This is a genomic window from Variimorphobacter sp. HTMS_6, from assembly GCF_059717775.1.
This window is the reverse complement of sequence record NZ_AP046094.1, coordinates 3436932-3461242: the sequence shown is the minus strand read 5'-3', so window position 1 is coordinate 3461242 and position 24311 is coordinate 3436932. Positions and strand designations below refer to the sequence as shown.

Annotated in this window: 23 protein-coding genes; 17 read left to right on the top strand and 6 right to left on the bottom strand. The window is 37.7% G+C overall.

Translation table 11 applies throughout. The features are described from left to right. The first annotated feature begins 84 nt into the window (after positions 1-84). The 6 genes from AC6IWN_RS15645 (at position 85) to AC6IWN_RS15620 (ending at position 7666) form a co-directional block, all read left to right on the top strand. Complete coding sequence (locus tag AC6IWN_RS15645; RefSeq protein WP_497988558.1) at positions 85-783, top strand: response regulator transcription factor; 699 nt, start codon at positions 85-87, stop codon at positions 781-783. 4 nt (positions 784-787) lie between these two features. Then, a complete protein-coding gene (locus tag AC6IWN_RS15640) occupies positions 788-1807 on the top strand; it encodes a sensor histidine kinase (protein ID WP_497988556.1) in 1020 nt (339 codons plus the stop codon). 129 nt (positions 1808-1936) lie between these two features. After that, entirely contained in the window at positions 1937-2701 is a 765-nt protein-coding gene (locus AC6IWN_RS15635) for an ABC transporter ATP-binding protein (RefSeq protein WP_497988554.1), read from the top strand. Further along, complete coding sequence (locus AC6IWN_RS15630; RefSeq protein WP_497988552.1) at positions 2691-4604, top strand: FtsX-like permease family protein; 1914 nt, start codon at positions 2691-2693, stop codon at positions 4602-4604. The genes AC6IWN_RS15635 and AC6IWN_RS15630 overlap by 11 nt, the downstream gene beginning before the upstream one ends. Positions 4605-4864: 260 nt before the next feature. Then, a complete protein-coding gene (locus AC6IWN_RS15625) occupies positions 4865-6556 on the top strand; it encodes a histidine kinase N-terminal 7TM domain-containing protein (protein ID WP_497988550.1) in 1692 nt (563 codons plus the stop codon). 3 nt (positions 6557-6559) lie between these two features. Beyond that, a complete protein-coding gene (locus AC6IWN_RS15620; protein WP_497988548.1) occupies positions 6560-7666 on the top strand; it encodes a response regulator in 1107 nt (368 codons plus the stop codon). A gap of 174 nt (positions 7667-7840) precedes the next feature. On the opposite strand, the gene AC6IWN_RS15615 is transcribed toward AC6IWN_RS15620, so the two are convergent. The 5 genes from AC6IWN_RS15615 to AC6IWN_RS15595 all read right to left on the bottom strand — a co-directional run bounded on the left by AC6IWN_RS15615 (position 7841) and on the right by AC6IWN_RS15595 (position 11583). Then, positions 7841-8632 (bottom strand): ABC transporter permease subunit, encoded by a 792-nt coding sequence (locus AC6IWN_RS15615; RefSeq protein ID WP_497988546.1) that lies wholly within the window; start codon positions 8630-8632, stop codon positions 7841-7843. A gap of 109 nt (positions 8633-8741) precedes the next feature. After that, on the bottom strand, positions 8742-9542 hold the full coding sequence (locus AC6IWN_RS15610; RefSeq protein ID WP_497988544.1) for an ABC transporter permease subunit: 801 nt from the start codon (positions 9540-9542) through the stop codon (positions 8742-8744). 5 nt (positions 9543-9547) lie between these two features. Continuing rightward, a complete protein-coding gene (locus AC6IWN_RS15605; RefSeq protein WP_497988542.1) occupies positions 9548-10429 on the bottom strand; it encodes an ABC transporter ATP-binding protein in 882 nt (293 codons plus the stop codon). A 28-nt stretch (positions 10430-10457) separates the two neighbouring features. Then, positions 10458-11066 (bottom strand): TetR/AcrR family transcriptional regulator, encoded by a 609-nt coding sequence (locus AC6IWN_RS15600; protein ID WP_497988540.1) that lies wholly within the window; start codon positions 11064-11066, stop codon positions 10458-10460. Positions 11067-11349: 283 nt separating this feature from the next. Next, positions 11350-11583: a hypothetical protein gene (locus AC6IWN_RS15595; protein WP_497988539.1), complete on the bottom strand. Its 234-nt coding sequence runs from the start codon at positions 11581-11583 to the stop codon at positions 11350-11352. Between the two features lie 79 nt (positions 11584-11662). On the opposite strand from AC6IWN_RS15595, the gene AC6IWN_RS15590 reads away from it, so the two are divergent. Both AC6IWN_RS15590 and AC6IWN_RS15585 read left to right on the top strand, forming a co-directional pair. Then, positions 11663-11827: a hypothetical protein gene (locus AC6IWN_RS15590; protein WP_497988537.1), complete on the top strand. Its 165-nt coding sequence runs from the start codon at positions 11663-11665 to the stop codon at positions 11825-11827. A gap of 169 nt (positions 11828-11996) precedes the next feature. Further along, positions 11997-12473 carry a DUF1648 domain-containing protein gene (locus AC6IWN_RS15585; RefSeq protein WP_497988535.1) on the top strand — a complete coding sequence of 159 codons (477 nt, stop codon included), beginning with the start codon at positions 11997-11999 and terminating at the stop codon, positions 12471-12473. Positions 12474-12516: 43 nt separating this feature from the next. Here the strand turns inward: AC6IWN_RS15585 and AC6IWN_RS15580 are convergent, their stop codons facing one another. After that, positions 12517-12987 (bottom strand): hypothetical protein, encoded by a 471-nt coding sequence (locus AC6IWN_RS15580; RefSeq protein ID WP_497988533.1) that lies wholly within the window; start codon positions 12985-12987, stop codon positions 12517-12519. Between the two features lie 377 nt (positions 12988-13364). On the opposite strand from AC6IWN_RS15580, the gene AC6IWN_RS15575 reads away from it, so the two are divergent. The 9 genes from AC6IWN_RS15575 (at position 13365) to AC6IWN_RS15535 (ending at position 24229) form a co-directional block, all read left to right on the top strand. Further along, the gene (locus AC6IWN_RS15575; protein WP_497988532.1) at positions 13365-14426 is read left to right on the top strand and encodes a sulfate/molybdate ABC transporter ATP-binding protein; all 1062 of its coding nucleotides are present in this window, start codon (positions 13365-13367) and stop codon (positions 14424-14426) included. A gap of 261 nt (positions 14427-14687) precedes the next feature. Further along, positions 14688-15509, top strand: coding sequence for a nitrogenase iron protein (nifH, locus tag AC6IWN_RS15570; protein ID WP_497988530.1), 822 nt, complete (start codon positions 14688-14690; stop codon positions 15507-15509). A 38-nt stretch (positions 15510-15547) separates the two neighbouring features. Continuing rightward, positions 15548-15874: a P-II family nitrogen regulator gene (locus AC6IWN_RS15565; protein ID WP_497988528.1), complete on the top strand. Its 327-nt coding sequence runs from the start codon at positions 15548-15550 to the stop codon at positions 15872-15874. 75 nt (positions 15875-15949) lie between these two features. Beyond that, a complete protein-coding gene (locus AC6IWN_RS15560) occupies positions 15950-16333 on the top strand; it encodes a P-II family nitrogen regulator (RefSeq protein ID WP_497988526.1) in 384 nt (127 codons plus the stop codon). A 46-nt stretch (positions 16334-16379) separates the two neighbouring features. Then, positions 16380-17978, top strand: coding sequence for a nitrogenase molybdenum-iron protein alpha chain (nifD, locus tag AC6IWN_RS15555; protein WP_497988524.1), 1599 nt, complete (start codon positions 16380-16382; stop codon positions 17976-17978). Further along, positions 17972-19336: a nitrogenase component 1 gene (locus AC6IWN_RS15550; RefSeq protein WP_497988522.1), complete on the top strand. Its 1365-nt coding sequence runs from the start codon at positions 17972-17974 to the stop codon at positions 19334-19336. Before nifD ends, AC6IWN_RS15550 begins: the two co-directional genes overlap by 7 nt. Positions 19337-19785: 449 nt before the next feature. Next, positions 19786-21183, top strand: coding sequence for a nitrogenase iron-molybdenum cofactor biosynthesis protein NifE (nifE, locus tag AC6IWN_RS15545; protein WP_497988520.1), 1398 nt, complete (start codon positions 19786-19788; stop codon positions 21181-21183). Further along, positions 21180-23888 carry a nitrogenase cofactor biosynthesis protein NifB gene (nifB, locus tag AC6IWN_RS15540; RefSeq protein ID WP_497988519.1) on the top strand — a complete coding sequence of 903 codons (2709 nt, stop codon included), beginning with the start codon at positions 21180-21182 and terminating at the stop codon, positions 23886-23888. Before nifE ends, nifB begins: the two co-directional genes overlap by 4 nt. Next, positions 23849-24229, top strand: coding sequence for a 2Fe-2S ferredoxin (locus tag AC6IWN_RS15535; RefSeq protein ID WP_497988517.1), 381 nt, complete (start codon positions 23849-23851; stop codon positions 24227-24229). The genes nifB and AC6IWN_RS15535 overlap by 40 nt, the downstream gene beginning before the upstream one ends. Positions 24230-24311: the final 82 nt, after the last annotated feature.

The window sequence follows — 24311 nt, the reverse complement described above, 5'->3', positions numbered from 1 at the left end:
TTATGTGTATAGCTTGCAGATTATGGAACGGGATATTATAATGAAACCATAATTGATTGGCCTTAGGGCGGAGTGGGGGTTAACATGCCAAAAATCATGATTATTGAAGATGACATACAGCTGAGAAATCAAGTGAAGGAGCTGCTGTTACGGGATCGCTATGATGTGTTTTCCGTGGAATCGTTTCTAGATGTTGAAAAGCAGTTTGATGTTTATGCGCCCGATTTGGTTCTACTTGATATTAACCTACCGTATTATGATGGAAACTATTACTGCAGAATGTTTCGTAAGCGTTCCAAGATACCGATCATCGTAACATCGGCACGAAACAGTGACACGGATCAAATACTAAGTATGGAGCTGGGAGCGGATGAATATATCGTTAAGCCCTTTCATATTCAGGTGCTTCTGGCTAAGGTGAATGCTTTGGTCAGACGTTTATACGGAGATTATTCACATCAAATGGGGTCGGAGGAAATTTCACTATATGGAATCGTACTGGATAGCGCCAGTTTTAAAATAACTTATAAAAATAAAACAGAAGAACTTAGTAAGAATGAATTTAAGCTGATAAAAAAGTTTGTACAATTACCCAATAAGGTGATCTCCAGAGAGGTATTATTGGAGGAATTATGGGATGAGAGTAGCTTTGTGGATGATAACACATTAACAGTAAACGTCACCAGGGTAAAGAATAAATTATCGAACCTAGAACTGGACGATGTGATCAAAACAAAGCGTGGAGCCGGATATCTGTTTGATACAACTTCGTTGGAGGCATGATTTTATGAAGCGAAATCTTATGAAAAGTTTTTTCATAGATCATATAGCAGGGACGATTGCATTTTTTAGTGCAAATCTTTTAATATGCACTTTCTATTCTGTTATTTCTGAAAGAAGGCTGGAAATTCTCTACCCTTTTTTTATCGTGCTGTTTGTGTACCTAGTCTGGATGGGTATCAGCTTCGTACACTACCGCAAGCTCTATCTTGCTATGGAGGAAATTGAGAGTAATACGGAGGATGAGACCGGCTATCACCGTAGGATAAGCAAGAGAATAATCATAGCCATGAATAACCTTCATCATGATTATCAGGACAAGCTTGCAATCACACAAAATGCGGCGAATAAGGAGAGAAGATTTCTATCGTTATGGGTGCATAACATGAAGACACCTGTCACCGTTACAGATGTGCTGCTTCAGAGAATGGAACAGGGAGATATTGATACTGACATCGCGGTACAGGGATTGAAGGAGGAGAATAAAAAGCTCTTATATAATCTGGATACAATACTGAACATGATTCGTCTGGAAGATTTTGCAAAGGACTATATCCCCGAACCAATCAATCTAATGGAAGAGATAAAAGGGATTATTAATAAGAATAAAAATCAATTTATATATAATCATGTATACCCTAAGATAGAGTCAGAAGTTAATGACCCAATGATTTTATCCGATCGCAAATGGAATGAGTTGCTTATCGCTCAAATAATCTCTAATGCAGTAAAATATTCGAAAAAAGATCAGGAGGTAGCGCAAAATATCTACTTCACGATTGAACGGGAAGGACATAACTATGTACTTGCAATCAGGGATGAGGGAATCGGCATTCCGGAACATGATCTAAGCAAAGTTTATGAGGCGTTCTTTACAGGAGATAATGGGAGAAAAGGTTATCATTCCAGTGGAATCGGGCTGTACTTTTGTAAGGAAGTATGCAAGCAATTAGGTCATGCTCTTGCAATCACCTCGAAAGTAGGGGAAGGCACTACAGTAAAAATTACTTACCTTTCAAAACTGTAAGGTTACATTAGCGTAATCAATGGAAGCACTAGGAGAAACCGATTATGATAGACCTATAGAATAAGTGAGCACCTGAAGCAGGCGATAGATAAAAAGCTGCACTGGGGCGAATGAATAGGAGGATTTACGATGTCGGTATTAACAGCAAACTATTTAACAAAGATTTATGGTGAGAAGAAAGGGAATTATACAACGAAGGCACTGGATGGGGTTGATCTTTCAGTGGAGGAAGGGGATTTTATCGCGATTATGGGACCATCCGGTAGTGGTAAATCAACACTGATATCTATTTTGAGTGGAATTATGACTCCGAGTGGTGGCAGTGTTGAAATCGGAGGAACCAGAATTGATAAGATGAATCCGTTTGAAATGGCATTATTCAGACGTAGAAAGCTGGGATTTGTATTCCAGGAATTCAACCTTCTGGATAACCTGACATTGAAGGAGAATGTTATGCTCCCGATGGTTCTTGATAAGAAGGAATCGAAGTACATGGAAGAGAAAGCAACTGATATTATGACGCTCTTTGGAATTGATGAGATAGCAGATAAACGTCCATATCAGATATCAGGTGGACAACAGCAGAGAGCCGCTGTCAGTAGAGCTTTGGTTAACGATCCGATGATTTTATTTGCAGATGAACCCACTGGAAATCTGGATTCCAAGTCAGCGAACGTGGTAATGAACTGCTTTGAACAGATTAACAATAATCGTGATGTAACCATTCTGATGGTTACCCATGATGTGTTCGCAGCCAGTTTCTGCAAGAAGGTAATCTTCATCAAGGACGGCAAGATCTTTATGGATATCGTGAAAAAGGGAACCAGAAAGGAATTCTTTGAGCAGATTTTAGACTGTCAGGCAATCGTTGGAGGTGAGATAAATGACCTTTAAAGATGTGGTGTTAAAAAATTTTCTAGGAAATATCAAAAAATATTATGCCTATTTTTTATCCAGTAGCTTTTCCATTATGCTCTTCTTTATGTATGCAACGTTAATCTTTAACAAAAATCTTAAAGGAAGAGAGGATGCTGATGTATTATCCTATGTATTTCCGGTTACGATGGTTGCGATTGCAGTATTCTCTGTTTTCTTTATTAACTATGCGCATTCAGCTTTTGTAAAGGGAAGGAATAAGGAATTTGGAATCTATGTAACACTTGGTTTGAATGAGAAAGAGCTTAGAACTCTAATTAACCTAGAGAGTCTGTTAATTAACATTGCGTCCTTTGTGACAGGTGTTCTAGTTGGAGCGTTATTTTCAAGATTATTTCAAATGGTAATACTTAGTTTACTGGAGATTAAAGACATTAAATTCTCGATGGATTATCGCCCGTTTTTCGTGACATTCCTTGTGTTCTTTCTCATCTTCGGTTCGGTTATGATCAGAATGATGCTTCGTATGAGAAAGCTTGATATCAACAGCTTATTACAGGAGGCTAGAAAAAGTGAAGGCAGGGAGTTTCGCAAAACTGATCCGATCTTTGGCGGTTTGGGATTATTGATTATGGTTAGTTCTGCTGTAATGCTAGTAGTAATTGCAAATCATGACAAACTAAATTCTAATCCAATCGTACTGATGAGTTACATGGGTGTGTCCTTTTTAGGAATATACCTGACATTATCCTGCGGCGGGAATATGGTTATGCAGCTATTCAGAAGGAGCAGGTATTATTATAAGAATCTGCTATCAGCGACCCAGTTGCATCATAAATTTAATCAGAATAAGAAAATCATCTTTATACTGAGTGTATTAAGCACCATGACAATCTTTCTTGTGGCATCACCGTTCTCCTTATTCTCCTTAAGTGAATCAATTGCGGAGATGGCAATTCATCATTTGGAATATGTGGAGACAGGGACGGTGAACCATATCGAGGAGGGAAAGTTGAACCGGGTCTTATCAGACAAGAATATTGCCAATGATAAGGAAGTTAAGTTTATCTATCTGAATACAAAGAAAGGTTCCAATCAGCTCACTGACAGTAAGCCGGTAATCTCAGCCACCGAGTATAATCGATTGACAACTTCTAATGTAGTGGTTAACAGAGGAGAAGCAGTTAATATTGTGATGGATTGGATACCGGGGCATCACGGTGTAATACCTGGAAAGAATTTTAGTTTATATGAGGGTAATAACTCCTACCAATACCGCATTCAAGATTCTAGAAGAGGGATTTGGATTGCATCGCGGGAGAGTTTTACAAGTAATTCTGTAATTGTATTGAATGACGGAGATTATCAATTGTTATCATCAAAGGTGTCAAAGAATAATATTGGGTACTATCACCTGATTAACTTTAAGAACTGGAAGAAGAGTGCAGAGTTGACTAAGGAGCTTAAGGCAGCGTTAGGTAAGAATGAGTTAAAAGTAATCTCCATCCTAGATAAATATAAAGATTTACGAAGCGGCTATTCTGTATTCTTGTTTGCATCAACAGTGATGGGCATCATGTTCTTTGTCGCAGGTGGAAGTGTTCTTTATTTTAAGCAGTTTACTGAGCTTCCGGAGGCAAAAGTCGCTTTCAATAAGCTTTTTAAAATAGGTATTACGGATAAGGAGATGAAGAGTGTAATCGGTAAGGAATTATTTATAGTATTCTTCCTTCCGTTACTCTTTGGAACCTTTTTTGGTACTTCGCTAATCTATCTCATGACCTATATCGTGGGTGGGGAAGCTATCATCAAGGAGTTTATCCGAAATGCATTCATTGTAATCGGAATCTACTTTGCTTCTCAGGGAATCTTTTATCTGATTACAAGAAATAAATATATCGCTGAGATTGTTAAAGCTTAAAAGAGTGATAAACAAAGTAAATTCGGGAGTCGATAATACTCCCGGATTTATTTTGTTTAGATATGATTTCAAAGTACAAAATTTATAAAAAAGATAGTGCGATTATAGTAAAATATTATGGAAATATTTACATAGTATGATATAATGTAACAAATAAATCTACACTATAAATACATAAAAATACATAAAATCCCAGGAGATTACCACTTCGTTTGTGCTATTGCACAAAATCGTAGATATCATTAGAATGGAGAACGAATATGAATCCATTATTATTTTTATTATCCTTAATACTGGTAACATCAGTGGGGTTTGCAACGATTCTGATAATTTATGCGTATCAGAGACGCCGAATGCCCGGCGCCAATCAATATATATTACTACTTATTACTATGATTATTTATAACACCGCCTATATCATGGAATTAAACACGAGTTCTATCTCACTTTCAGTTATTTGGTATAGAATAGAGCATATCGGTAGTTGCATACAGGCATATCTCTGGTTAATCATATGTTTGGAGTATGTGCATCTTAAGAGAAAATACATGATGATAAGCAAGTTACTGATTATATTGTTACCTATTGTTTTTTATATGGTTTTCTTTGCACACGATTATTTTCATATGTATATGGTATATGAAAATTATACAGGTAATGGATTAAATGCATTATTTATGGAAAAGAGAACTTATTATTACCCAATGCTTCTGTTAGGTTCCAATGTTACTTTTACAACAACCGTTGTATATATATGGGGGATGCTTATGTCTCCGAAACCGCAGAGTAAGGGGTATGTACTTATGTTGGTGACTTCTTTGCTTCCATGGATATCAGCATTCTATACGGTAAGTTCTTATAACACACTTGGGATTGATTATTTTCCGATATTTACGTTTGCATCATGTATTCTTTTAGTCTTTGTTGTTTTTCGATATGGTTTTTTTGAGACCATGCCAATCGCAACAGAGATGGTTTACCGACAATCCAGTGCAGGGATTATGATTATCGATATGAACAATTATATTATCGATGCAAATAACGTAATGATGCAGCTTTATCCCGAATGTAAAAAGATAAAAAGAGGGATTCCGTTTAAAAGCTTCATCAAAACCCATCCCGAGTATATAAAAGCATTCAATCAGCAGATCAGGTTTGAATTTCAATATGAGGGTGAAGCAGGATGCTTTTATTTTAGAGGTGACGTAAAGGACATCACAGTGGATGGGAGAAAAATTGGGAAGAGTGTTAAGATAGTTGATATTACAGAAATTATGGAACAAAAAAAACTTCTTCAGCAGGTTGCACTTGTCGCAATAGATAGGGCGGAGTTGATTGAAATCTCATTTCTTCAGGCTCAGATCAACCCACATTTTATTAATAATACACTTAGTGTAATTGCTTCTATGATATCCAGGGCGCCTGATGATGCAAAAAGATTAATTACGGAGTTAGGAGAGTATTTATCAAATTGCTGCTATTTTGACAGTGAATCACCGATGTCCACACTGATGGAGGAGCTTGATACAGTCCAGACCTATGTAAATATAGAGCAGGCACGTTTTGGGAAAAGGGCAAAATATGAATTGATAACGGATGATATTCCTGAGTTAAAGGTTCCAAGACTTATCCTTCAACCGTTGGTGGAGAATGCAATACGCCATGGGATTTTAAAGAAGGCAGAAGGCGGCAAGGTTTATTTGGTTATTCAGCGATGGAAGGACAAGGTGTTTTTTGATATAAGGGACAATGGGGTCGGAATTACAGATGAGTATATTCATAACTTGGATTCAATTACTTACGATAAAAAAGGGATCGGATTGACGAATATACATAGGCGTCTAATAAAGTATTATCATGAGGGGTTAACAATACGGAGGACGGAGAATGGGACTTCGGTATCTTTTCGGATACCGCTTGATGATTATGAAGAATCCTATCAGGAGGTATAATCAATGATACGAGCAATTGTTGTTGATGACGAATGGTATAATTTAGAGGAGATATCGGATCTGCTCATAGCTACAGGTGCTTTTAGTGAACCAAGAAAATATCTTAATCCTGTGATAGCTTTAAAGGAGGCAGAGATTAATAAACCAGAAGTGGCTTTTGTGGATATTGAAATGCCGGTGATTAATGGTATCAACTTTGCGAAGAAGCTCTATTTGATTAATCCAGAGATTGTAGTTGTTTTTGTTACTGCCTGGAATCAATATGCAGTTGATGCATTTGATGTAAATGCGTTAGACTATATCTTAAAACCAATTAATCAAGTACGATTTAAAAAAATGATAGATAGAGTGAAGTATGAAATATTCAGTAAAAGATCGAAGATGGTAAGAAATTTAAGAATATTATGTTTTGGTAATCTACAGGTACAGATTGACCATGTGCCGATTAAATGGGAAAGAGCAAAGTCGGAGGAACTTTTTGCATTCTTATTAATGCATCATAACAAATATGTTAGCAAAGAAGTTATTATTGAATACCTTTGGTCGGAATATGAAACACAGAAGGCGTTACAAATATTGCAAACAGCAGTTAGCAGAATACGAAATATATTTTCTGAACTTGAAACACAAGTAGTTATTTGTTATCATCAGAGCGCGTATTGCTTATCGATAACGGAAGCAAAGTGCGATTTGTTTGAGATACAAGAAACCCTTCAATCCTTTAAATATACCGATGAAAAGGATCTAAAAAAATTGGATAATGCAATAGAGCTTTGCAGAAAGGGGTTTTTATCAGAGCATGGTTATCTATGGAGCTTTGAAAAGGATGAAGAGATTAAGCAGCAACTAGTACTCATATTGAAGACTCTGATTGAGCCTAAGACCTCACAGCTAGGGAAGGGTAGGTTAAAGTATCTGCGATGTTTGGCAGAATTGCTTCCATATGAAGATTCCATAAATTATCAGCTCCTGCAAATATATATCAATATAGGATATGAATCAGTTGCACGTCAATATTATAAATGGTTGGTTAAGACCTTAAAAGAACAATACGACATAGAACCCTCTCAAAGGATAAAAAAATTATTCGATTATGGTAAAAAGAGCTAGAAAGGTTAAAATAATACTAGTATCAGACAATAAAGGACGGAATTTGTAAGAATCCTGTCAGCGTTACATGGTATAGTAACGTTGTTAACCAAAGAATTGCTTAATGGGGAAATGTTGTTAGTAAAAGCCGGTAGAATGAGTGCTCCATTCTGCCGGCTTTTACTTTTCATTTATTTATACTAGGTCTTTTTTGAGATAAAATACGTAGGAGAAAAATGCAAATACTCCTGCAAGAATTAGAGATAATATAATGATTAAAACATTTAGTCCATCTTCGTTAACGATCTTCTCATAGCTGAAATATTTGAAAGGAGATAGAATGTTTAAGAAGTTTACTTTATCGGTCATGCTTGTGAATTTGGCTATCATAAAGCTTGCTAGAAGTATTCCAATGGTTACAGAGCCCGAACTCTTAGATCTCTTCGAGAAGGTGGCAAGAACTGCACCAAGAAAAAGGAAGATAAGCTGTACAAAAAGCATGCTTATATAAAATTGAATAAGTTCTGAGGTAATAGGTTTTCCTTTGTTAAATGCGGATACTGACATGATAGATGAGAGAAAAGTCACAACATTGAGTATAAGGACATTTAATACTGCTGCAAAATATTTTTGAGTTAAGATGTTTGCCCTGGATACTGGTTTTACGATTATGAATTCAGTCGTCTTATCTCTTTCTTCTTTTGCGATGATCCCGTTTCCAAGTAATGCAGCGTGAATAGCTGCTGTAATTTCAATATAGGAGAAGAGGAATGCGAAGAAACCAGCCATTTCTGTCACCTTGAAGGAACCCATGCCCATGAGTGCTTTTAGGGTTAAGGGCAGTTTATCAAATATATCACTATTAACACCGCCGGAAGAATAAGCAGTGTATTTACTCATACCACTTAAAACCAGTAGAGCCATACAGGCACACCATATAATAAGTGCTTTCCGATTGGCTTTTAATTCTCTGAAAAATATATTCATAAGACCTCCATGCTGCTAGGCAGCCTAATTATTAATATGAAACGAATGTCTTCCATGCTAACGGATACTTACAATTATGCTTATAGTACTTATTAAATATTGATCGCACTTATACAGCATGGATATCACGCTTGTTATATACAATATATCCGGTCACGATACAAATTAAGACAATAGCTACACTAAGTATCAGATAGGGGATTTCATAAGCATTATGCTTAATGATATAAGTAAGATCAAAGTAGTGGAACGGAGAAAGAAAACGCTTTGATTCCTTATCCGTACCGGTTGTGAGGATAGCACCAATAATATAAAATCCTAAAACAAAACCAAGTGAAATCGGAAGAACATTCTTAATCTTTTGAAAAAATACAGACACAAACATTCCTATCGCAAGAAAGATGATTTGCAAAAATAGCATCGTCAGATTAATCAAAAGAAAGGTTTTATGGTTAAAATCCTCTGTCTTAAACAGGTTGGCGGCCGCGTATGAAATTAGGAAATAGATTATGTCAGTGAGTATTAGTATTGTAAATGCAGCTCCTAACTTTGCATTTACAATGGTGGTACGTTTGACCGGTTTAACCAGGAGAAAATCCGCGGTTCTTTCTCTAGATTCTCTGCTTAATATAGACACGCCCAAAATCATGGCTTGAATTGCTGCACATAACAGTATAAAACTGAATGACATGGTATATAAGCCGATTAGTGAAGTAATAAATTCGAGGTTAATGCCCAACATCTCACGAATGGTGGCAGGGTAGTTTGATAAAATTTGCTTATAGTCTATAGCATCGCTTGCCACTGCCGGATATAGGGATAAAAATAATACGGCCAGTGCAGCCATCGAACATGCCCATATAATGGCTGATTTTCTTAAGGTTTTAATTTCCTGTTGATAGATATTCATACCCCTTAGTCCTCCTTGGCATAATAATGCATAAAGATTTCTTCCAGATCAGGTTCTTCAATTGAAATATTGCGTAGTTCTACCGAGCTTACTTTGGATAATATACGGTTGATATTACCCTTATAGATAAAGTTGGCAGTATTTCCTTTTAACTCGATATTATTTACCCCTTCCATCTGTATCAATTCTTTCGGAATTGGGTTTTTTCCTTCAAGAGAGAATTTCTTGTAGCTGTTTTCCTGCAGTGTGCTTATTTTTTCTTGCTTAATAATCTTACCTTCTTTAATAAATGCAACTTTACTACATAGCTTTTGTACTTCGCCGAGAATATGAGAAGAGAAGAATACAGTTGCGCCTTTTTGGTTCTCTTCAATAATTAAGTCGAAGAACTTTTGCTGCATCAGTGGATCAAGACCACTAGTAGGCTCATCAAGGATGATTAATTTGGGTTCATGCAAAAGACCCTGTACGATTCCCACCTTTTTCTTATTACCAAAAGAGAGGTCATCTATTTTTTTCTTTAAATCCAAATCCATGATTTCAGATAATTCCATCATACGTTTGGTACAATCCTTCTTATAAAAACTTGCAGAATACTTCAATAGATCAATTACTCTCATGTTATCGTAGTAAAATACTTCTGATGGTAGATATCCAATCTCGGCTCTTACCTCGGGTGCTTCAATACAGCTCTTGCCGAATATTGTGGCAGAACCCTTTGTTGGATGAATTAATCCTAATAAAGTACGGATTGCAGTGGACTTTCCTGCACCGTTTGGACCGATGAAACCAAAGACCTCACCCTGTTCCACATTAAGATTTACATCAATAATACCTCTTGATTTGTTGTAGTATTTTGTTAAATTGGTCATTTCAATTACATTCATAGCATTTTACCCTCCACATTATTTGTAATCAGTCCTCTTTATAAAAATTCTTCTTAAGTAAATCCATACATTCGTAGTATTCCTTGCAAAAGTCATCTAGGTTATCATTCGATAATAACTTAAAGTTACTCACAAAGCCTTCTGCCATCCAAACAAGCATCTTAAGTACCAAATTGGGATCAATACCATCACGAAACTTTGAGGTATCCATTCCGTCTAGAGCAACTTTTTTTCGAAATGACTCGCTTTGTACTAGTAGTGCATTGATATTATCTCTTACCTCTTTGTCCTGTTCAAAATACATACTATTTAAAAATGCCATGCTTGCTGGGTGTCTTTTAATAGCAGATATCTTAATTGTACTGGCTTGAATAATACGTTCAAAAAAATCTGTAATATTATTATCGAAATTCTCATCTATTTCATTCATAATCAAATCACCGCAGTACTCAATTAAAAATAAATATAGAGCTTTTTTGGTTCCGAAATAATGGAAGACCATAGCTTTCGATATACCGGCAGCAGTAGCAATGTCACTTATGGAAGTTTTTTTATAGCCGTTAGTGCCGAAGGAAACCAAAGCAGCATCTATGATGACGTCCTTTTTCTCTTCCGTCAGATTATTGAACTTATCCATTGAACCACCTCCTTATAAGTAAATTGACCGAATCGGTTTATGAAGTTAGTTTACCACCATAAACCGATTCGGTCAATAATATTTATATGTTATTTATCGCCATAAATCATCTATTTTTCTAAGTTGTTTTGCGTACGTCTACGGTTTATTAAGCGGAAGGCGGTTAAAATTGAGCCTAGGATGCAGATGGCAAAGGAAAATAAATAAACCCATCTCATACCATAGATAAAAACAACTTCGCGTCCTTTGATAAAGGCGGATACCTCATAGCCAATCTTACTACTCATACGGTTATATAAGAAGATACCACCCATGCGATGGATTGATTGGAAACGGATAATGTCTCCCATATTTTTGGCAGAGCAACATTAATAATGCTGCTATCGAGTGTAGCCATAAAGGTCATAAGGACGATATTGAATAAAATCAACATCCTATTTTTATAATTTTTTTCACTTGTTTGTTCCATAAATTGTCCTTTCGCAAGCTCTAATCTCCAAACAATAGTATCTATCATTTATAACTTAACTATGTGCTTGAATAGAGATGGAAGTGAATAGAGATAATATAGTTACCATGAGAAAGGATGTGTAATTATGAGCAAACAATCGAATCAGAGATACCGAAAAGAAGTTGAAAAGGTAAATTCAAAAAAAGCGGGAGTAAACAGCACATTAAACAGTGCCGGAGAAGCAGGAGAGCAGAATAAAAATAAAATAAATCACGAGTTTGGTGCTTCTTCAAGTAAGACGGATAGTTAGCAAAAGGGGATGTAGCCACATCCCCTTTGGTATAGGAATTTCATCTATTTTAACAAAGTTGCAGATATATATACATATAATGGTAAAATGAATTGACTATCATAGAAGCATTGTGGGATAATAGAATAAGTTAATTGGATAAGTCTATGATACACGAGGAGAGCAGGTTATGAATATAAAGTATACAAAAGTTCAAATAGTATTGGAGATAGTCACAATATTATTAGTGATTGGGATGTTCGTAAATCTTAAATTATCCTGGGAAACCGTCGCAGATAAGATACCCGGTCATTATAATGCGGCCGGTCAAGTGGATCGATGGGGGAAAAAATCGGAGCTCTTATTTGTACCGATTATGTCAGCAGTGTTATATGTATTAGTAACGGTAATCGGATTTTTCCCGTCGTTATGGAATGTACCGATGTCAATCACTGAGCAAAATCGCATTAAGGTATATCATTGTATGAGAGATATGATCTGTGTATTAAAGCTAGAGATGGTTCTAACCTTTTTATATATATCCTATGAAAGTATAAAAGCAAATCAATTGTCGCCTTATTTTACCTTTATCTCCCTTGGTGGAATTACTGTGACAATTACATACTTTATAGTTAGAATGTATCAGGTATCCAAAATAAAGGCATAGAAAACCGGAGAACCCATGGGATTGTATTCTCCGGCTACTAATATTATTTTCTTCTATAATTATGCTTTGTAAAATTCGTCGCAGAATAGGGCCATTGGTTGTAATTGGTATATGTGTTATATCTTCGACTACTTCTTTTTTTTGGTTGACCAACGCTTGGTGTTTGCTGTAATTGATTCAAATTAAGATTATTATTAATATTGGTATTAACAGGGGTGGTGTTTTTAACAATATTATTAGGAGCAACTACCTTTTCAGTGTCTATACGATTCATGGGATTAGCAGTTTGACCCGGATTCGTATTAACGAAAGTAGGAGATACATCATCTGTTTGTATGGTGGATGGTACTTTTCTTTCATTTGCTATATGGTTTCTGATATTCACAGATAAACCTAAGACCAATCCAATCAGAAAGAATACTACAACCAGCGCAATAAATACTACCAGGAAGCTGGTTGTATTGACAATCCCGGTTAATAGGATTGGTGTTATTATGGCTGTAACACTCTCCATGTATAATACTTCTTTACAAATTCTTCACTAATTATATATGCAAAACAGAGCACTTATGTTACTGAAATCAGGAGTAGTCTTTTATAGGAACAAAAATTTGTATAATATGTAGCAGAATTTGTATTGACAAATAAGCTAGTATATGGGTATAATATCCACTAATTAAAGGTTAGGCATAGTATTTATCCAATTGGGTAATGTTTTATCAAATGTCTGAATATTGACAAAGACGTCTTAGTTCTATTAAGAGGTCTTTTTTTATTCCATAAAAACATGCCAAGGCACGTTCCTTATTCATTGATCGAAAGCAGGTAAGCTTATGTTCCGGATAATATAAACATTTCACACACTAACACTGCAATATTCGGAGGGCAGATATGAGTTTGATAGTTAGCATTCAAAAACAACTGAAAAGTCTAGTATTGAATATAAACCTTGATACAGAGGGAAAATCAACCGGTATTCTAGGTGCTTCGGGATGCGGTAAAAGTCTGACTTTAAAATGTATTGCAGGAATAGAAACTCCTGACAGCGGAAGAATTGTATTAAATGACAGGGTTCTCTTTGATTCGGAAAAGAAAATCAACTTGAAACCACAGGATAGAAATATCGGACTTTTATTTCAAAGTTATGCTTTATTTCCGAATATGACAGTAAGAGAAAATATTGAGATAGCAGTGAAAGATAAGAAGAATAAGCATGTTGTTGCAGATAATATGTTATCTATGTTACGTATTGACCATCTGCAGAAGAGTTACCCCAATCAAATCTCAGGGGGAGAACAGCAAAGAGTGGCACTTGCCAGAATGATGGCATATGAACCGGAGCTGATGATGTTTGATGAACCGTTCTCAGCGTTAGACTTATTCCTGAAGGATCAACTTCAACAGGAAATTTTAGAGGTGTTGAAGGGGTTTTGTGGAGAAACATTGATGGTTTCTCACAGCAGAGAGGAATTGTACCGCTTCTGTAATGATATTGTTGTTATCAGTCAAGGTCATACAATAGAAAAAGGAAAAAAGGAAAAAGTATTTAGTGCACCTTGTGATATTGCAACGGCAAAGCTTACCGGATGCAAGAATATATCACGGGCACAAAAAATATCTGATTATGAGGTAAGGGCTTTGGATTGGAATGTAAATCTAGAGACAAATCGATATGTAGAAGATGATATAAGTTATGTTGGAATACGGGCGCATAATCTTAAACCTTGTATTAAAAAAGAGGTAAATTCAATCCCGGTAAAAATGACCGGATTTTCGGAAGGTCCGTTTGAAAATAATATAATCCTAAATAACCCCGCCGAAGAAGGAGATTTAAAAATTTGGTGGATTATATCGAAGCAGGAATGGAAAAACAGCCTAAATGAAAGGCTTCCGGAGCGTTTATCCCTTCCGAAGGAGCATCTTCTTTTATTAAAGGATAGCCTGCAGAAATAAATTTACTAGTGTAAATTGTGCAAAAACATTTGTAAATCACAGTTGATATTTAACAAATTGATGCATTGAAGCTTTAATTATCTGATGATAGAATTGCATCATAGAAATTGTCACAGCAACAATCAATTTCATACCGGTAAAAAGATAGGCTGAGGGTTGCTAGCGGTAGCAGACAAAGTCTAAGGACACAGGCGTCGTTACAATATTACATTGTAGTGGCGCTCTTTTTCGATCAATCAGATAATTAAGGAGGTAGTTATTATGAGACAGGTTGCAATTTATGGTAAAGGTGGTATCGGTAAATCCACCACAACTCAGAATTTGACTGCAGGTTTAGGAGAGATGGGTAAGAAGATCATGATCGTTGGTTGTGATCCGAAAGCGGATTCAACTCGATTGATATTAGGTGGTCTTGCACAAAAAACCGTTCTTGATACACTTCGAGAGGAAGGGGAAGATATCGATCTTGATTTCATATTGAAACAAGGTTTTGCAGATATCCGTTGCGTTGAGTCCGGCGGTCCTGAGCCAGGTGTTGGATGTGCAGGTCGTGGTATCATCACTTCCATTAACTTGCTGGAGCAGTTAGGTGCTTACACAGATGATCTTGATTATGTATTTTACGATGTACTTGGTGATGTTGTATGTGGTGGATTTGCAATGCCAATCCGTGAAGGTAAGGCACAGGAAATCTATATCGTAGCATCCGGTGAGATGATGGCACTCTATGCTGCGAATAATATCTCAAAAGGTATTCAAAAATACGCAAATACTGGTGGTGTTAGACTTGGTGGTATCATTTGTAACTCCAGAAAGGTTGATGGTGAGGCTGAATTGGTTTCCGCATTTGCGAAGGAGTTAGGTTCTCAGATGATACACTTTGTACCTAGAGATAACATGGTACAAAGAGCTGAAATTAATAAGAAGACAGTAATTGACTTTGATTCAAGCGTAGGTCAGGCAGAAGAGTATCGTCAGTTGGCGCAAAAGATCGATGGAAATGATATGTTTGTTATTCCAAAGCCAATGAAGCAGGAGAGACTTGAAGAATTACTTATGGAACATGGTATTTTGGATATTTAAGGATCGTCAATCAAAATATTGAGTGTGGAGGTGCACATATGTTATTAGTAAGAGCAATTATCCGTCCTGAGAAGGTTGGTATCGTATTATCAGAATTATTATCTGCAGGTTTTCCTGCTGTAACAAAAATGGACGTATTTGGACGTGGTAAACAAAAGGGTGTTAAGGTTGGTGAAGTATTTTACGATGAGATACCGAAAGAGATGCTTCTTATCGTAGTAGAAGAAAGCGAAAAAGATGATGTTGTAAAGATCATCATGAAATATTCAAGAACCGGGGAAAACGGTAACTTTGGTGATGGTAGAATATTTGTCAGTCCTGTAGAAGAAGCATACACCATCAGTACCAAGAAGAAGGGATTATAATAATAATTCCAAAGCAAATTCGAGAATAGTTCTAAAAATGAAGGAGAATTCCTTCGAAAAGAATGGAGGATTGGCATGAAGGAAGTAATGGCAATTATCAGGCAGAATAAGGTTAACGTAACAAAAGAAGCGTTAGCTCAGGCCGGCGTTCCTGCTTTTACCTGTAGAAAGGTACTTGGAAGAGGTAAAAAGCTTATAGATATGACCTTGCTCAGAACTATCGTTGATTCCGGAGAGATTCCGGCTTCTCCGACCGGCGAGTATTTGTCAGAATCACAGAGACTGATTTCAAAGCGTGTTTTCACGATGATTGTAGAGGATGATAATGTTGATACTGTAGTGGATGCCATCATGGATGTGAATAGCAGCGGTAATCCCGGAGACGGTAAGATATTTATCCTTCCTATTAATGAAAGTTATCGAGTTCGTAACGGTGAATCAACAACGGATGCTTATTAGATGCAGAATTCAAAAATTTCGCAGGTAAGCGAGTAAGGAGGTTGCTATGGATACAATGAATAAAGTTCTGGATCAATATAGCTCCAGAGTTTATAAAAACCGTAAAGAGCACATGGTAGATGTTGATAATAATGAAAACAATAATGTAATTGCAGCAAATGTTCGTACCATACCTGGTATCATTACACAGAGAGGTTGCTGCTATGCCGGATGTAAGGGCGTTGTTGTTGGACCGATTAAGGATGCATTTGTTATCACACACGGACCGATTGGATGTGCATATTATTCCTGGGGAACCAGAAGACATAAAGCAAAAAAAGGGGAAGGTGAGGACAATTACTTACAGTACTGCTTCTCAACCGACCTTCAGGAGCCTGACATCGTATTCGGTGGAGAGAAGAAATTAAAAAAGGCTATTACAGAGGCAATGGATTTATTCAAACCAAAGACCATCATGATTTGTTCCACATGTCCCGTAGGTCTGATCGGCGATGATATCCACGCAGTTGCAAAATGGGCAGAGAAGGAATACGGAATCAAATGTATCGCCTTCAGCTGTGAAGGTTATAAGGGTGTTAGCCAGTCAGCAGGTCATCATATCGCAAATAATCAGTTAATTAAATATGTAATTGGTGAAGGCGATCGTAAAATCACTAATAAATTCTCAATCAATCTTCTCGGTGAGTATAACATCGGTGGTGATGGTTGGGAGACAGAGAGATTACTAAAGCGTTGTGGCTATGAGATTGTATCCACCTTTACCGGTGGTGCAAGCATGGATGATATTGCAAATGCACATCAGGCGAATTTAAGTGTAGTGCAATGTCATCGTTCCATTAACTATATCGCAGAATTGATAGAGACGAAATACGGTACACCTTGGATGAAGATTAACTTCGTAGGTGTGGAAGCTACCATTGAATCTTTAAGAAATATCGCAAGGTTTTTCAATGATCCGGAATTAACCGCAAGAACCGAAGAAGTAATCGCAGATGAGTTAGACAATATCGAGCAGGATATGGAATATTACAAGAGTAAGCTAAAAGGTAAGACTGCAGCAATCTATGTAGGTGGATCCAGAGCTCATCATTATCAGTTCTTATTAAATGATCTTGGTGTTCATACCGTACTTGCGGGTTATGAATTTGCTCATAGAGAAGAATACGAAGGTTCTGAGGTTATTCCGTTTATCAAAACGGATGCAGATAGTAAGAACATTGAATCCATCACGGTGGAGCCGGATCCGGAGAAATATCATGTATATTTGTCAGAAGAGGATATGGCTAAGTTAAGAGAAGAAAAATTAATCGATTATTATGGCGGTATGGTAAAAGATATGCAAAACGGTACTTACATGGTGGATGATTTGAATCATTTTGAAACAGAAGAATTCTTAAAGCTTTTAAAACCGGATATCTTTTTCTCCGGTATTAAGGATAAATATGTTGCTCAAAAGGGCGGAACCTTATCCAGACAGCTGCACTCCTATGATTACAGCGGACCATATTCCTGTTTCCGCGGTGCAGTTAACTTTGCAAGAGATATTGCAATGGGTATCTATACACCGGCTTGGAGTTATGTTAAGGCACCTTGGAAAGCAACTCCGATTTTAGAAGGAGAAGTAGGAGGTGTTGAAGCATGCTAGATTATACGACAAAGGAAACCTATGAAAGAAGTGCTTTAAGAGTTAACCCTGCTAAGACTTGCCAGCCGGTAGGAGCAATGTATGCAGCACTTGGTGTGAATGAGTGTATGCCACACAGCCATGGTTCTCAGGGGTGTTGTGCATTCCACAGAATGTTCTTAACCCGTCATTTTAAGGATCCTGCAATGGCCTCCACCAGCTCTTTTACAGAAGGTGCTTCCGTATTCGGTGGTGGAAGTAACTTAAAGACTGCTGCAAAGAATATCTTTGATATTTATAATCCAAAAATCATTGCCGTTCATACAACCTGTCTATCTGAGACAATTGGTGATGATTTAAATGCTTTAATCCAAGGAATTGATATTCCCGAAGGTAAGTATATGGTTCATTGCAATACCCCTAGTTACTATGGATCACATATTACCGGATTCAGTAATATGGTATCTGGTTTTATTCGCTATTTATCAAAGTCTTCGGGCACAAAGAACGGAAAAGTAGCACTTCTTCCAGGCTTTGTAAATCCGGGAGACATGAGAGAGATGAAGCGTCTGGCAAAGGAGATGGGAATAAGCTACACGATGCTTCCTGACACCAGCGGCGTTATGGACTCTCCGATGACCGGAAAATTTGAGCTTTATCCTAAGGGTGGTACTACAGTAGCTGAGATTGAAACATTAGGAGATTCCTCTCTTACATTAGCATTGGGTAAAGCAGCAAGTGAAGCTCCTGCCGAAGTATTGACAAAGAAATGCGGTGTTCCGAATAAAGTACTTCCATTACCAATCGGTATCGGAAGAACAGATGAATATATTATGGCATTACAAAGCTTCACAAAAGAGGAAGTTCCTTATTCCATCGAAGAGGAGCGTGGTCAGTTAGTTGATGTATTAATTGATATCCATCCTTACACTTACAATAAGAAAGTTGCTATCTTCGGAGATCCTGATACAGTTCTCAGCTTAGCAGAATTTGTACTCGAGATGGGTATGATTCCAAAGTATCTGGTCACTGGCACACCGGGCAATGATTTTGAGCGTGATGCAGAAGCATTATTTGCAAAGTTTGGCGTAGAAGATTGTAAAGCAAAGGCATCCGGAGATTTATATGAGCTACATCAGTGGATTAAGGCAGAGGGAGTAGATTTATTAATCGGTGGCACGCATGGTAAATATATCGCACGTGCAGAGGATGTTCCGTTTGTTCGAGCAGGATTCCCGATCATTGATCGTTATATTCATTCCTATATGCCGTTAGTTGGCTACAAAGGTGGTTTGAGATTAGCAGAGCTGATTACAAATGCTATTATGGATCGTCAGGACAGAGATTCTACCGAAGAAGACTTTGAGATGGTGATGTAAGCGTTTTATGATATAAAAATTGTGTTGAGTTATTACAAATGTTACAAAATTTTGTTTGTTCATGTTCCTTTTAAAATAATTAGATTGATTCAGGGTGATTATCCTTGCTTCTCTTATTCGAATTCCTGATTTCCGTAGCGCCCGGCATGCCATGCACGAGCATGGCATTGCCACCAGGCGCGAAACCCATTGATTATGCATTGCAATGTGGCAAATTTCAGCATATACGAATACAAGAGGATTGAGGATAATCACCCTGAAGCATTATAACAACCATGATAATAATAGAATTTCATAACTGAGATTCTTTATGAGTCAATATTAATAGAAATATTGAAATTGCACATAAGCGGACTATGTCTGCAATGTATATATAAATTATAGTTTGGAATGAGATTTACGATGGAAATGAAGGTCTACGGAAAACGGAAATGAAAGGAAGTGATTGTATGGGTCGTTCAGATTTACTTTTAATGGAGGAACATACAGAGAAAGAAGATGTTTTAGAAGCCAGAAAAGGTTCCATCCTTAGAAAACAGGTTGGATGCTCAGGCGACGGAATGCATTGTGATAGCAATAGTGTATCCGGTGCGGTGAGCCAGAGAGCCTGCGTATATTGCGGAGCCAGAGTGGTTTTGAATCCAATTACGGATGCATTTCATATCGTGCATGGACCGATCGGATGTGCCAGCTATACCTGGGATATTCGCGGCAGCTTAAGTAGTGGAAGTGATCTATACAGGAACAGTTTTTCCACTGATTTACAAGAGAAGGATATTATCTTCGGCGGTGAAAAAAAATTGACCGCAGCGATTGAAGAGGTAGTTGAAAAACATCAACCGAAACTGATTTTTGTCTACGCTACCTGTATTGTAGGAGTAATTGGAGATGATGTAGATGCAGTCTGTAAGGCAATGTCCGCTAAGCATAACATTCGAGTGATTCCTGTAAAATCCCCGGGCTTTTCCGGTAATAAGTCCGTTGGATATCGAATGGCCTGTAATGCAATTATGGAATTGATACTTCCACATAAACCGGAAAAAAGAGAAGGAATTAATATACTCGGAGATTTTAATCTAGCAGGAGAGTTGTGGATTGTGAAGGAATATCTAAAGCAGATGGGTATTCCGGTGATTGCTACTATAACCGGTGATTCCGATTATGAGACACTGCTCCAAGCACCCGCGGCGATGCTCAATGTAGTTCAATGTGCGGGTTCAAGCACATACTTGGCGAATCGGATGGAAGAGGAGTTGGGAATTCCATTTATTAAGGTCAGTTTTTATGGGATTGAAGATACCATAAATTCTCTGATACGTATTGCTGAAGCGTTGAAAAATGAGGATGCAAGACAGAAAGCAATCCTTTTTGGAGAAAAAGAAACTGCCAAAGTAGAAAACTTTTTAAAAATATATCGTAAGAAGCTGGAGGGTAAAAAAGCAGCGATTTACGTGGGAGGCGGATTTAAAGCAATTTCATTAATCCGTCAATTTCAATCACTAGGAATCGACACCGTGGTTGTTGGAACCCAGACCGGGAAGAAGGAAGATTATGAAATAATTGAGAGTATGGTTAAACCCGATACGGTAATTCTGGATGATACGAATCCGGCAGAACTGGAGCGGTTCATGAAAGAGAAAGGTGCTGATATCCTTGTTGGTGGAGTGAAAGAAAGACCCCTGGCTTATAAGCTTGGAATCGCATTTTGTGACCATAATCATGAACGTAAATTACCCCTGTGTGGCTTTGATGGAGTTGTAAACTTTACGGAAGAGATTAACCGAAGTATCAATAACCCGATATGGAATTATGTTAGTTGCCAGGCAGCAGAATGGAGGTTAGCATGAGAGGAACTTTAGTTAATTTGAATGTAAATCCCTGTAAAATGTGCAAGCCGATGGGAACAATGACTGCCTTATATGGCATAAAAAAATGTATCTCCATTCTTCACGGATCTCAAGGCTGTGCTACCTATATTCGTAGGCACATGGCAACGCATTACAATGAGCCTGTGGATATCGCATCTTCCTCACTTACGGAAGAGGGCACGGTTTACGGAGGAGAAAAAAACTTAATTCAGGGTCTAATTAATCTGATTAAGGTTTATGATCCGGAGGTTATCGGTGTTGCCACCACTTGTCTTGCGGAAACCATCGGTGAAGATATCAACCGAATTATTCACAAATTTTATGAAGAATATCCGCAATATCAAGATGTTACCATTATAGGAGTTCCCTCGGCAGGGTATGCCGGTTCACAGTATGAAGGATTTATGACGGCATTATATTATATCGTGAAATCCGTGCCAATGGATTTAAAAAAGAATAAAAAAATAAATATCATAACAAGCCATATATCTCCTGCCGATACCCGCTATCTGAAAGAGTTGTTAGAAAGTTTTGAACTGGAGTATATCTTATTACCTGATTTGTCGGAGAATCTGGATGGCGGACATGAGGATAGCTATCAAAGACTTCCACAGGGGGGGACAGATATTGAAGATATTAAAAAGATGGCCGGTGCAAGGTTCACCATTGAGTTATCTACATTTACAGATGCTACACTTTCGGTTGGAGAATATCTTCTTAGTAATTACGGTGTCCCCTATAGAACATGCAACATACCGATGGGGCTAAGAGACAATGATACCTTGATTCAATTATTATCCTCCCTATCCGGTAAGCCGATACCGGATAGGTGGAAGAAGGAACGGGCACGGTTTGTGGATGGGATGATAGACGCACATAAATATAACGGAGAAGTGAGAGCGGCCATCTTCGGTGAACCTGATTTTGTATATAGTACGGTCAGAATGTGCGTGGAAAACGGAGCAATGCCTCTGATTGTGGCAACCGGAACCAAGTGCCCCTCTTTGAAGAAGTTGGTAGAGGAAGAACTTCAGCCTTTAGCGGATAATTATTGCATTGAGAAGTTTGAGATTATAGATGAAGTGGATTTTCAAACAATTGAAGAGTACGCGAGAGAAATGAAGGTGAATCTGTTTATCGGCAACTCGGACGGAAGAAGAATCTCCGAGAAGCTTAGTATTCCCCTGGTAAGAAGAGCATTTCCAATTCATGACCGAATGGGCGGGCAACGCCTGAAAACAATGGGGTTTGAGGGCGGACTAACTTACTTAGATGACATCGCCAATGAGATATTAAGTCGCAAAGAAACAAACTTCAGAGAAGAACTTTATGAAAAATACTACAAGGACAACGTAAAGGTGGAAAAGGAGGAATCAAATCATATGAGTGAGGATATATTAAAGGAACAATCCGAACAGGGAAAGACGATTGAAGAAAAGACCGCAACACACCCGTGCTATAACTGCGGGGCTCATAAATATGCCAGAATGCATCTTCCGATTGCACCAAAATGTAATATCAGCTGTAATTACTGCTTACGAAAATTTGACTGTCCGAATGAAAGTAGACCGGGTGTAACAACCGAAGTTTTGAAACCGGAAGAAGCTTTTAAGAAGTACGTAGAGGTAAAAAAGAAGGTTCCGAACCTGTCGGTGGTAGGGATTGCAGGCCCCGGAGATGCACTTGCTAACTTCGAAGAGACGAAGAGGACTCTTGAATTAATCAGAGAATATGATAAAGACGTTACCTTCTGCCTCTCTACAAACGGATTGATGCTTCCGCAATACGCGAATGATTTAGTTGCACTGGGTGTATCCCATGTGACGGTAACAATGAATTCGATTGACCCGACCATCGGGGGACAGATTTACAAATATGTAGATTATATGGGAAGGAAATACTTTGGCGAAGCCGGAGCAGCCATCCTTATGTCAAACCAGCTTGCCGGCATCAAAATGCTAACCTCAAAGGGTATTATCTGTAAGGTTAATATCGTAATGTTAAAAGGCATCAACGATCATCATATCCCGGAAGTAGTAGAGAAGGTAAAAGCACTTGGTGGCACAATCACAAACATTATGCAGCTGATCCCGGTACAGGGTAGTGTATTTGAAAATCTTCCTCTTGTGAGCAATATTGAGATTATGGAGATGCGTAAGAAGTGCGGAGAGACGATGCAACAGATGTATCATTGCAGACAATGCAGAGCAGATGCAATCGGAACACTTGATAATGACCAATCGATTGAGTTTAATGCCTGTCATAAGCCTTCCTCAGAGGATGTTATTACCAAAGAGAAGGAGGCACTAAAGAGCGAAGTGGTTCCTGAGAAGAGTATCCATCTTGCTGTAGCAACGAAGAGTGGTATGATCGTAGATCAGCATTTTGGTCATGTTACTGAATTTTACGTGTATGAATACAACGGAGAGAACGTACTCTTTAAAGAAAAAAGAGCGGTGAAAAAATACTGTAACGGTACCGAAGAATGTGATGACAATGAGAATCGTATGGATTCTATTATTCAAACTATCTCAGACTGTAATGCAGTTATTGCAATGAGAATCGGTGAATCACCAAAAGAGAAGTTGAAAAATAAAGGAATCAGAGTGTTTACAACCTATGACAGGATTGAGGATTCTGTTAAATGGGCTGGGAAAGAGATGATGTTCAAATCAGAACATTAAATAATTTTGAATGTAAGATTGGAGGAATTAGTATGGTAGAAGTAAAGCACCACATATTTGTCTGTACCAGCTGCAGAATTAATGGCCAGCAAAAAGGATTTTGTTTTTCGAAAGAGGCAGTACCCATCGTTCAACGTTTTATGGAACTTGTTGAAGAAAATGACTTATCCGGTGATGTGATGATCACGAATACAGGTTGCTTTGGCATTTGTGATAGGGGACCAATCGCAGTGGTATATCCTGAGGGCGTATGGTACGGAAACCTAACTGAGGATGATGTGGATACTATTGTTGAAGAGCATCTCATTGGAGGAACTCCGGTTAATTCTTTGAGGATATGAAAGAACGAAGGAGCTCAATAGGCATGATTGATTCAATGTAGTGTATGCATAACACTACATTGATTTAATGATGAAAGGAGAG

Excerpts from the sequence above, each read along its gene's own strand:
- AC6IWN_RS15645 (WP_497988558.1), top strand. The coding sequence starts at position 85 with ATGCCAAAAATCATGATTATTGAAGATGACATACAGCTGAGAAATCAA.
- AC6IWN_RS15640 (WP_497988556.1), top strand. The coding sequence starts at position 788 with ATGAAGCGAAATCTTATGAAAAGTTTTTTCATAGATCATATAGCAGGG.
- AC6IWN_RS15635 (WP_497988554.1), top strand. The coding sequence starts at position 1,937 with ATGTCGGTATTAACAGCAAACTATTTAACAAAGATTTATGGTGAGAAG.
- AC6IWN_RS15630 (WP_497988552.1), top strand. The coding sequence starts at position 2,691 with ATGACCTTTAAAGATGTGGTGTTAAAAAATTTTCTAGGAAATATCAAA.
- AC6IWN_RS15625 (WP_497988550.1), top strand. The coding sequence starts at position 4,865 with ATGAATCCATTATTATTTTTATTATCCTTAATACTGGTAACATCAGTG.
- AC6IWN_RS15620 (WP_497988548.1), top strand. The coding sequence starts at position 6,560 with ATGATACGAGCAATTGTTGTTGATGACGAATGGTATAATTTAGAGGAG.
- AC6IWN_RS15615 (WP_497988546.1), bottom strand. The coding sequence starts at position 8,632 with ATGAATATATTTTTCAGAGAATTAAAAGCCAATCGGAAAGCACTTATT.
- AC6IWN_RS15610 (WP_497988544.1), bottom strand. The coding sequence starts at position 9,542 with ATGAATATCTATCAACAGGAAATTAAAACCTTAAGAAAATCAGCCATT.
- AC6IWN_RS15605 (WP_497988542.1), bottom strand. The coding sequence starts at position 10,429 with ATGAATGTAATTGAAATGACCAATTTAACAAAATACTACAACAAATCA.
- AC6IWN_RS15600 (WP_497988540.1), bottom strand. The coding sequence starts at position 11,066 with ATGGATAAGTTCAATAATCTGACGGAAGAGAAAAAGGACGTCATCATA.
- AC6IWN_RS15595 (WP_497988539.1), bottom strand. The coding sequence starts at position 11,583 with ATGATAGATACTATTGTTTGGAGATTAGAGCTTGCGAAAGGACAATTT.
- AC6IWN_RS15590 (WP_497988537.1), top strand. The coding sequence starts at position 11,663 with ATGAGCAAACAATCGAATCAGAGATACCGAAAAGAAGTTGAAAAGGTA.
- AC6IWN_RS15585 (WP_497988535.1), top strand. The coding sequence starts at position 11,997 with ATGAATATAAAGTATACAAAAGTTCAAATAGTATTGGAGATAGTCACA.
- AC6IWN_RS15580 (WP_497988533.1), bottom strand. The coding sequence starts at position 12,987 with ATGGAGAGTGTTACAGCCATAATAACACCAATCCTATTAACCGGGATT.
- AC6IWN_RS15575 (WP_497988532.1), top strand. The coding sequence starts at position 13,365 with ATGAGTTTGATAGTTAGCATTCAAAAACAACTGAAAAGTCTAGTATTG.
- nifH (WP_497988530.1), top strand. The coding sequence starts at position 14,688 with ATGAGACAGGTTGCAATTTATGGTAAAGGTGGTATCGGTAAATCCACC.
- AC6IWN_RS15565 (WP_497988528.1), top strand. The coding sequence starts at position 15,548 with ATGTTATTAGTAAGAGCAATTATCCGTCCTGAGAAGGTTGGTATCGTA.
- AC6IWN_RS15560 (WP_497988526.1), top strand. The coding sequence starts at position 15,950 with ATGAAGGAAGTAATGGCAATTATCAGGCAGAATAAGGTTAACGTAACA.
- nifD (WP_497988524.1), top strand. The coding sequence starts at position 16,380 with ATGGATACAATGAATAAAGTTCTGGATCAATATAGCTCCAGAGTTTAT.
- AC6IWN_RS15550 (WP_497988522.1), top strand. The coding sequence starts at position 17,972 with ATGCTAGATTATACGACAAAGGAAACCTATGAAAGAAGTGCTTTAAGA.
- nifE (WP_497988520.1), top strand. The coding sequence starts at position 19,786 with ATGGGTCGTTCAGATTTACTTTTAATGGAGGAACATACAGAGAAAGAA.
- nifB (WP_497988519.1), top strand. The coding sequence starts at position 21,180 with ATGAGAGGAACTTTAGTTAATTTGAATGTAAATCCCTGTAAAATGTGC.
- AC6IWN_RS15535 (WP_497988517.1), top strand. The coding sequence starts at position 23,849 with ATGGGCTGGGAAAGAGATGATGTTCAAATCAGAACATTAAATAATTTT.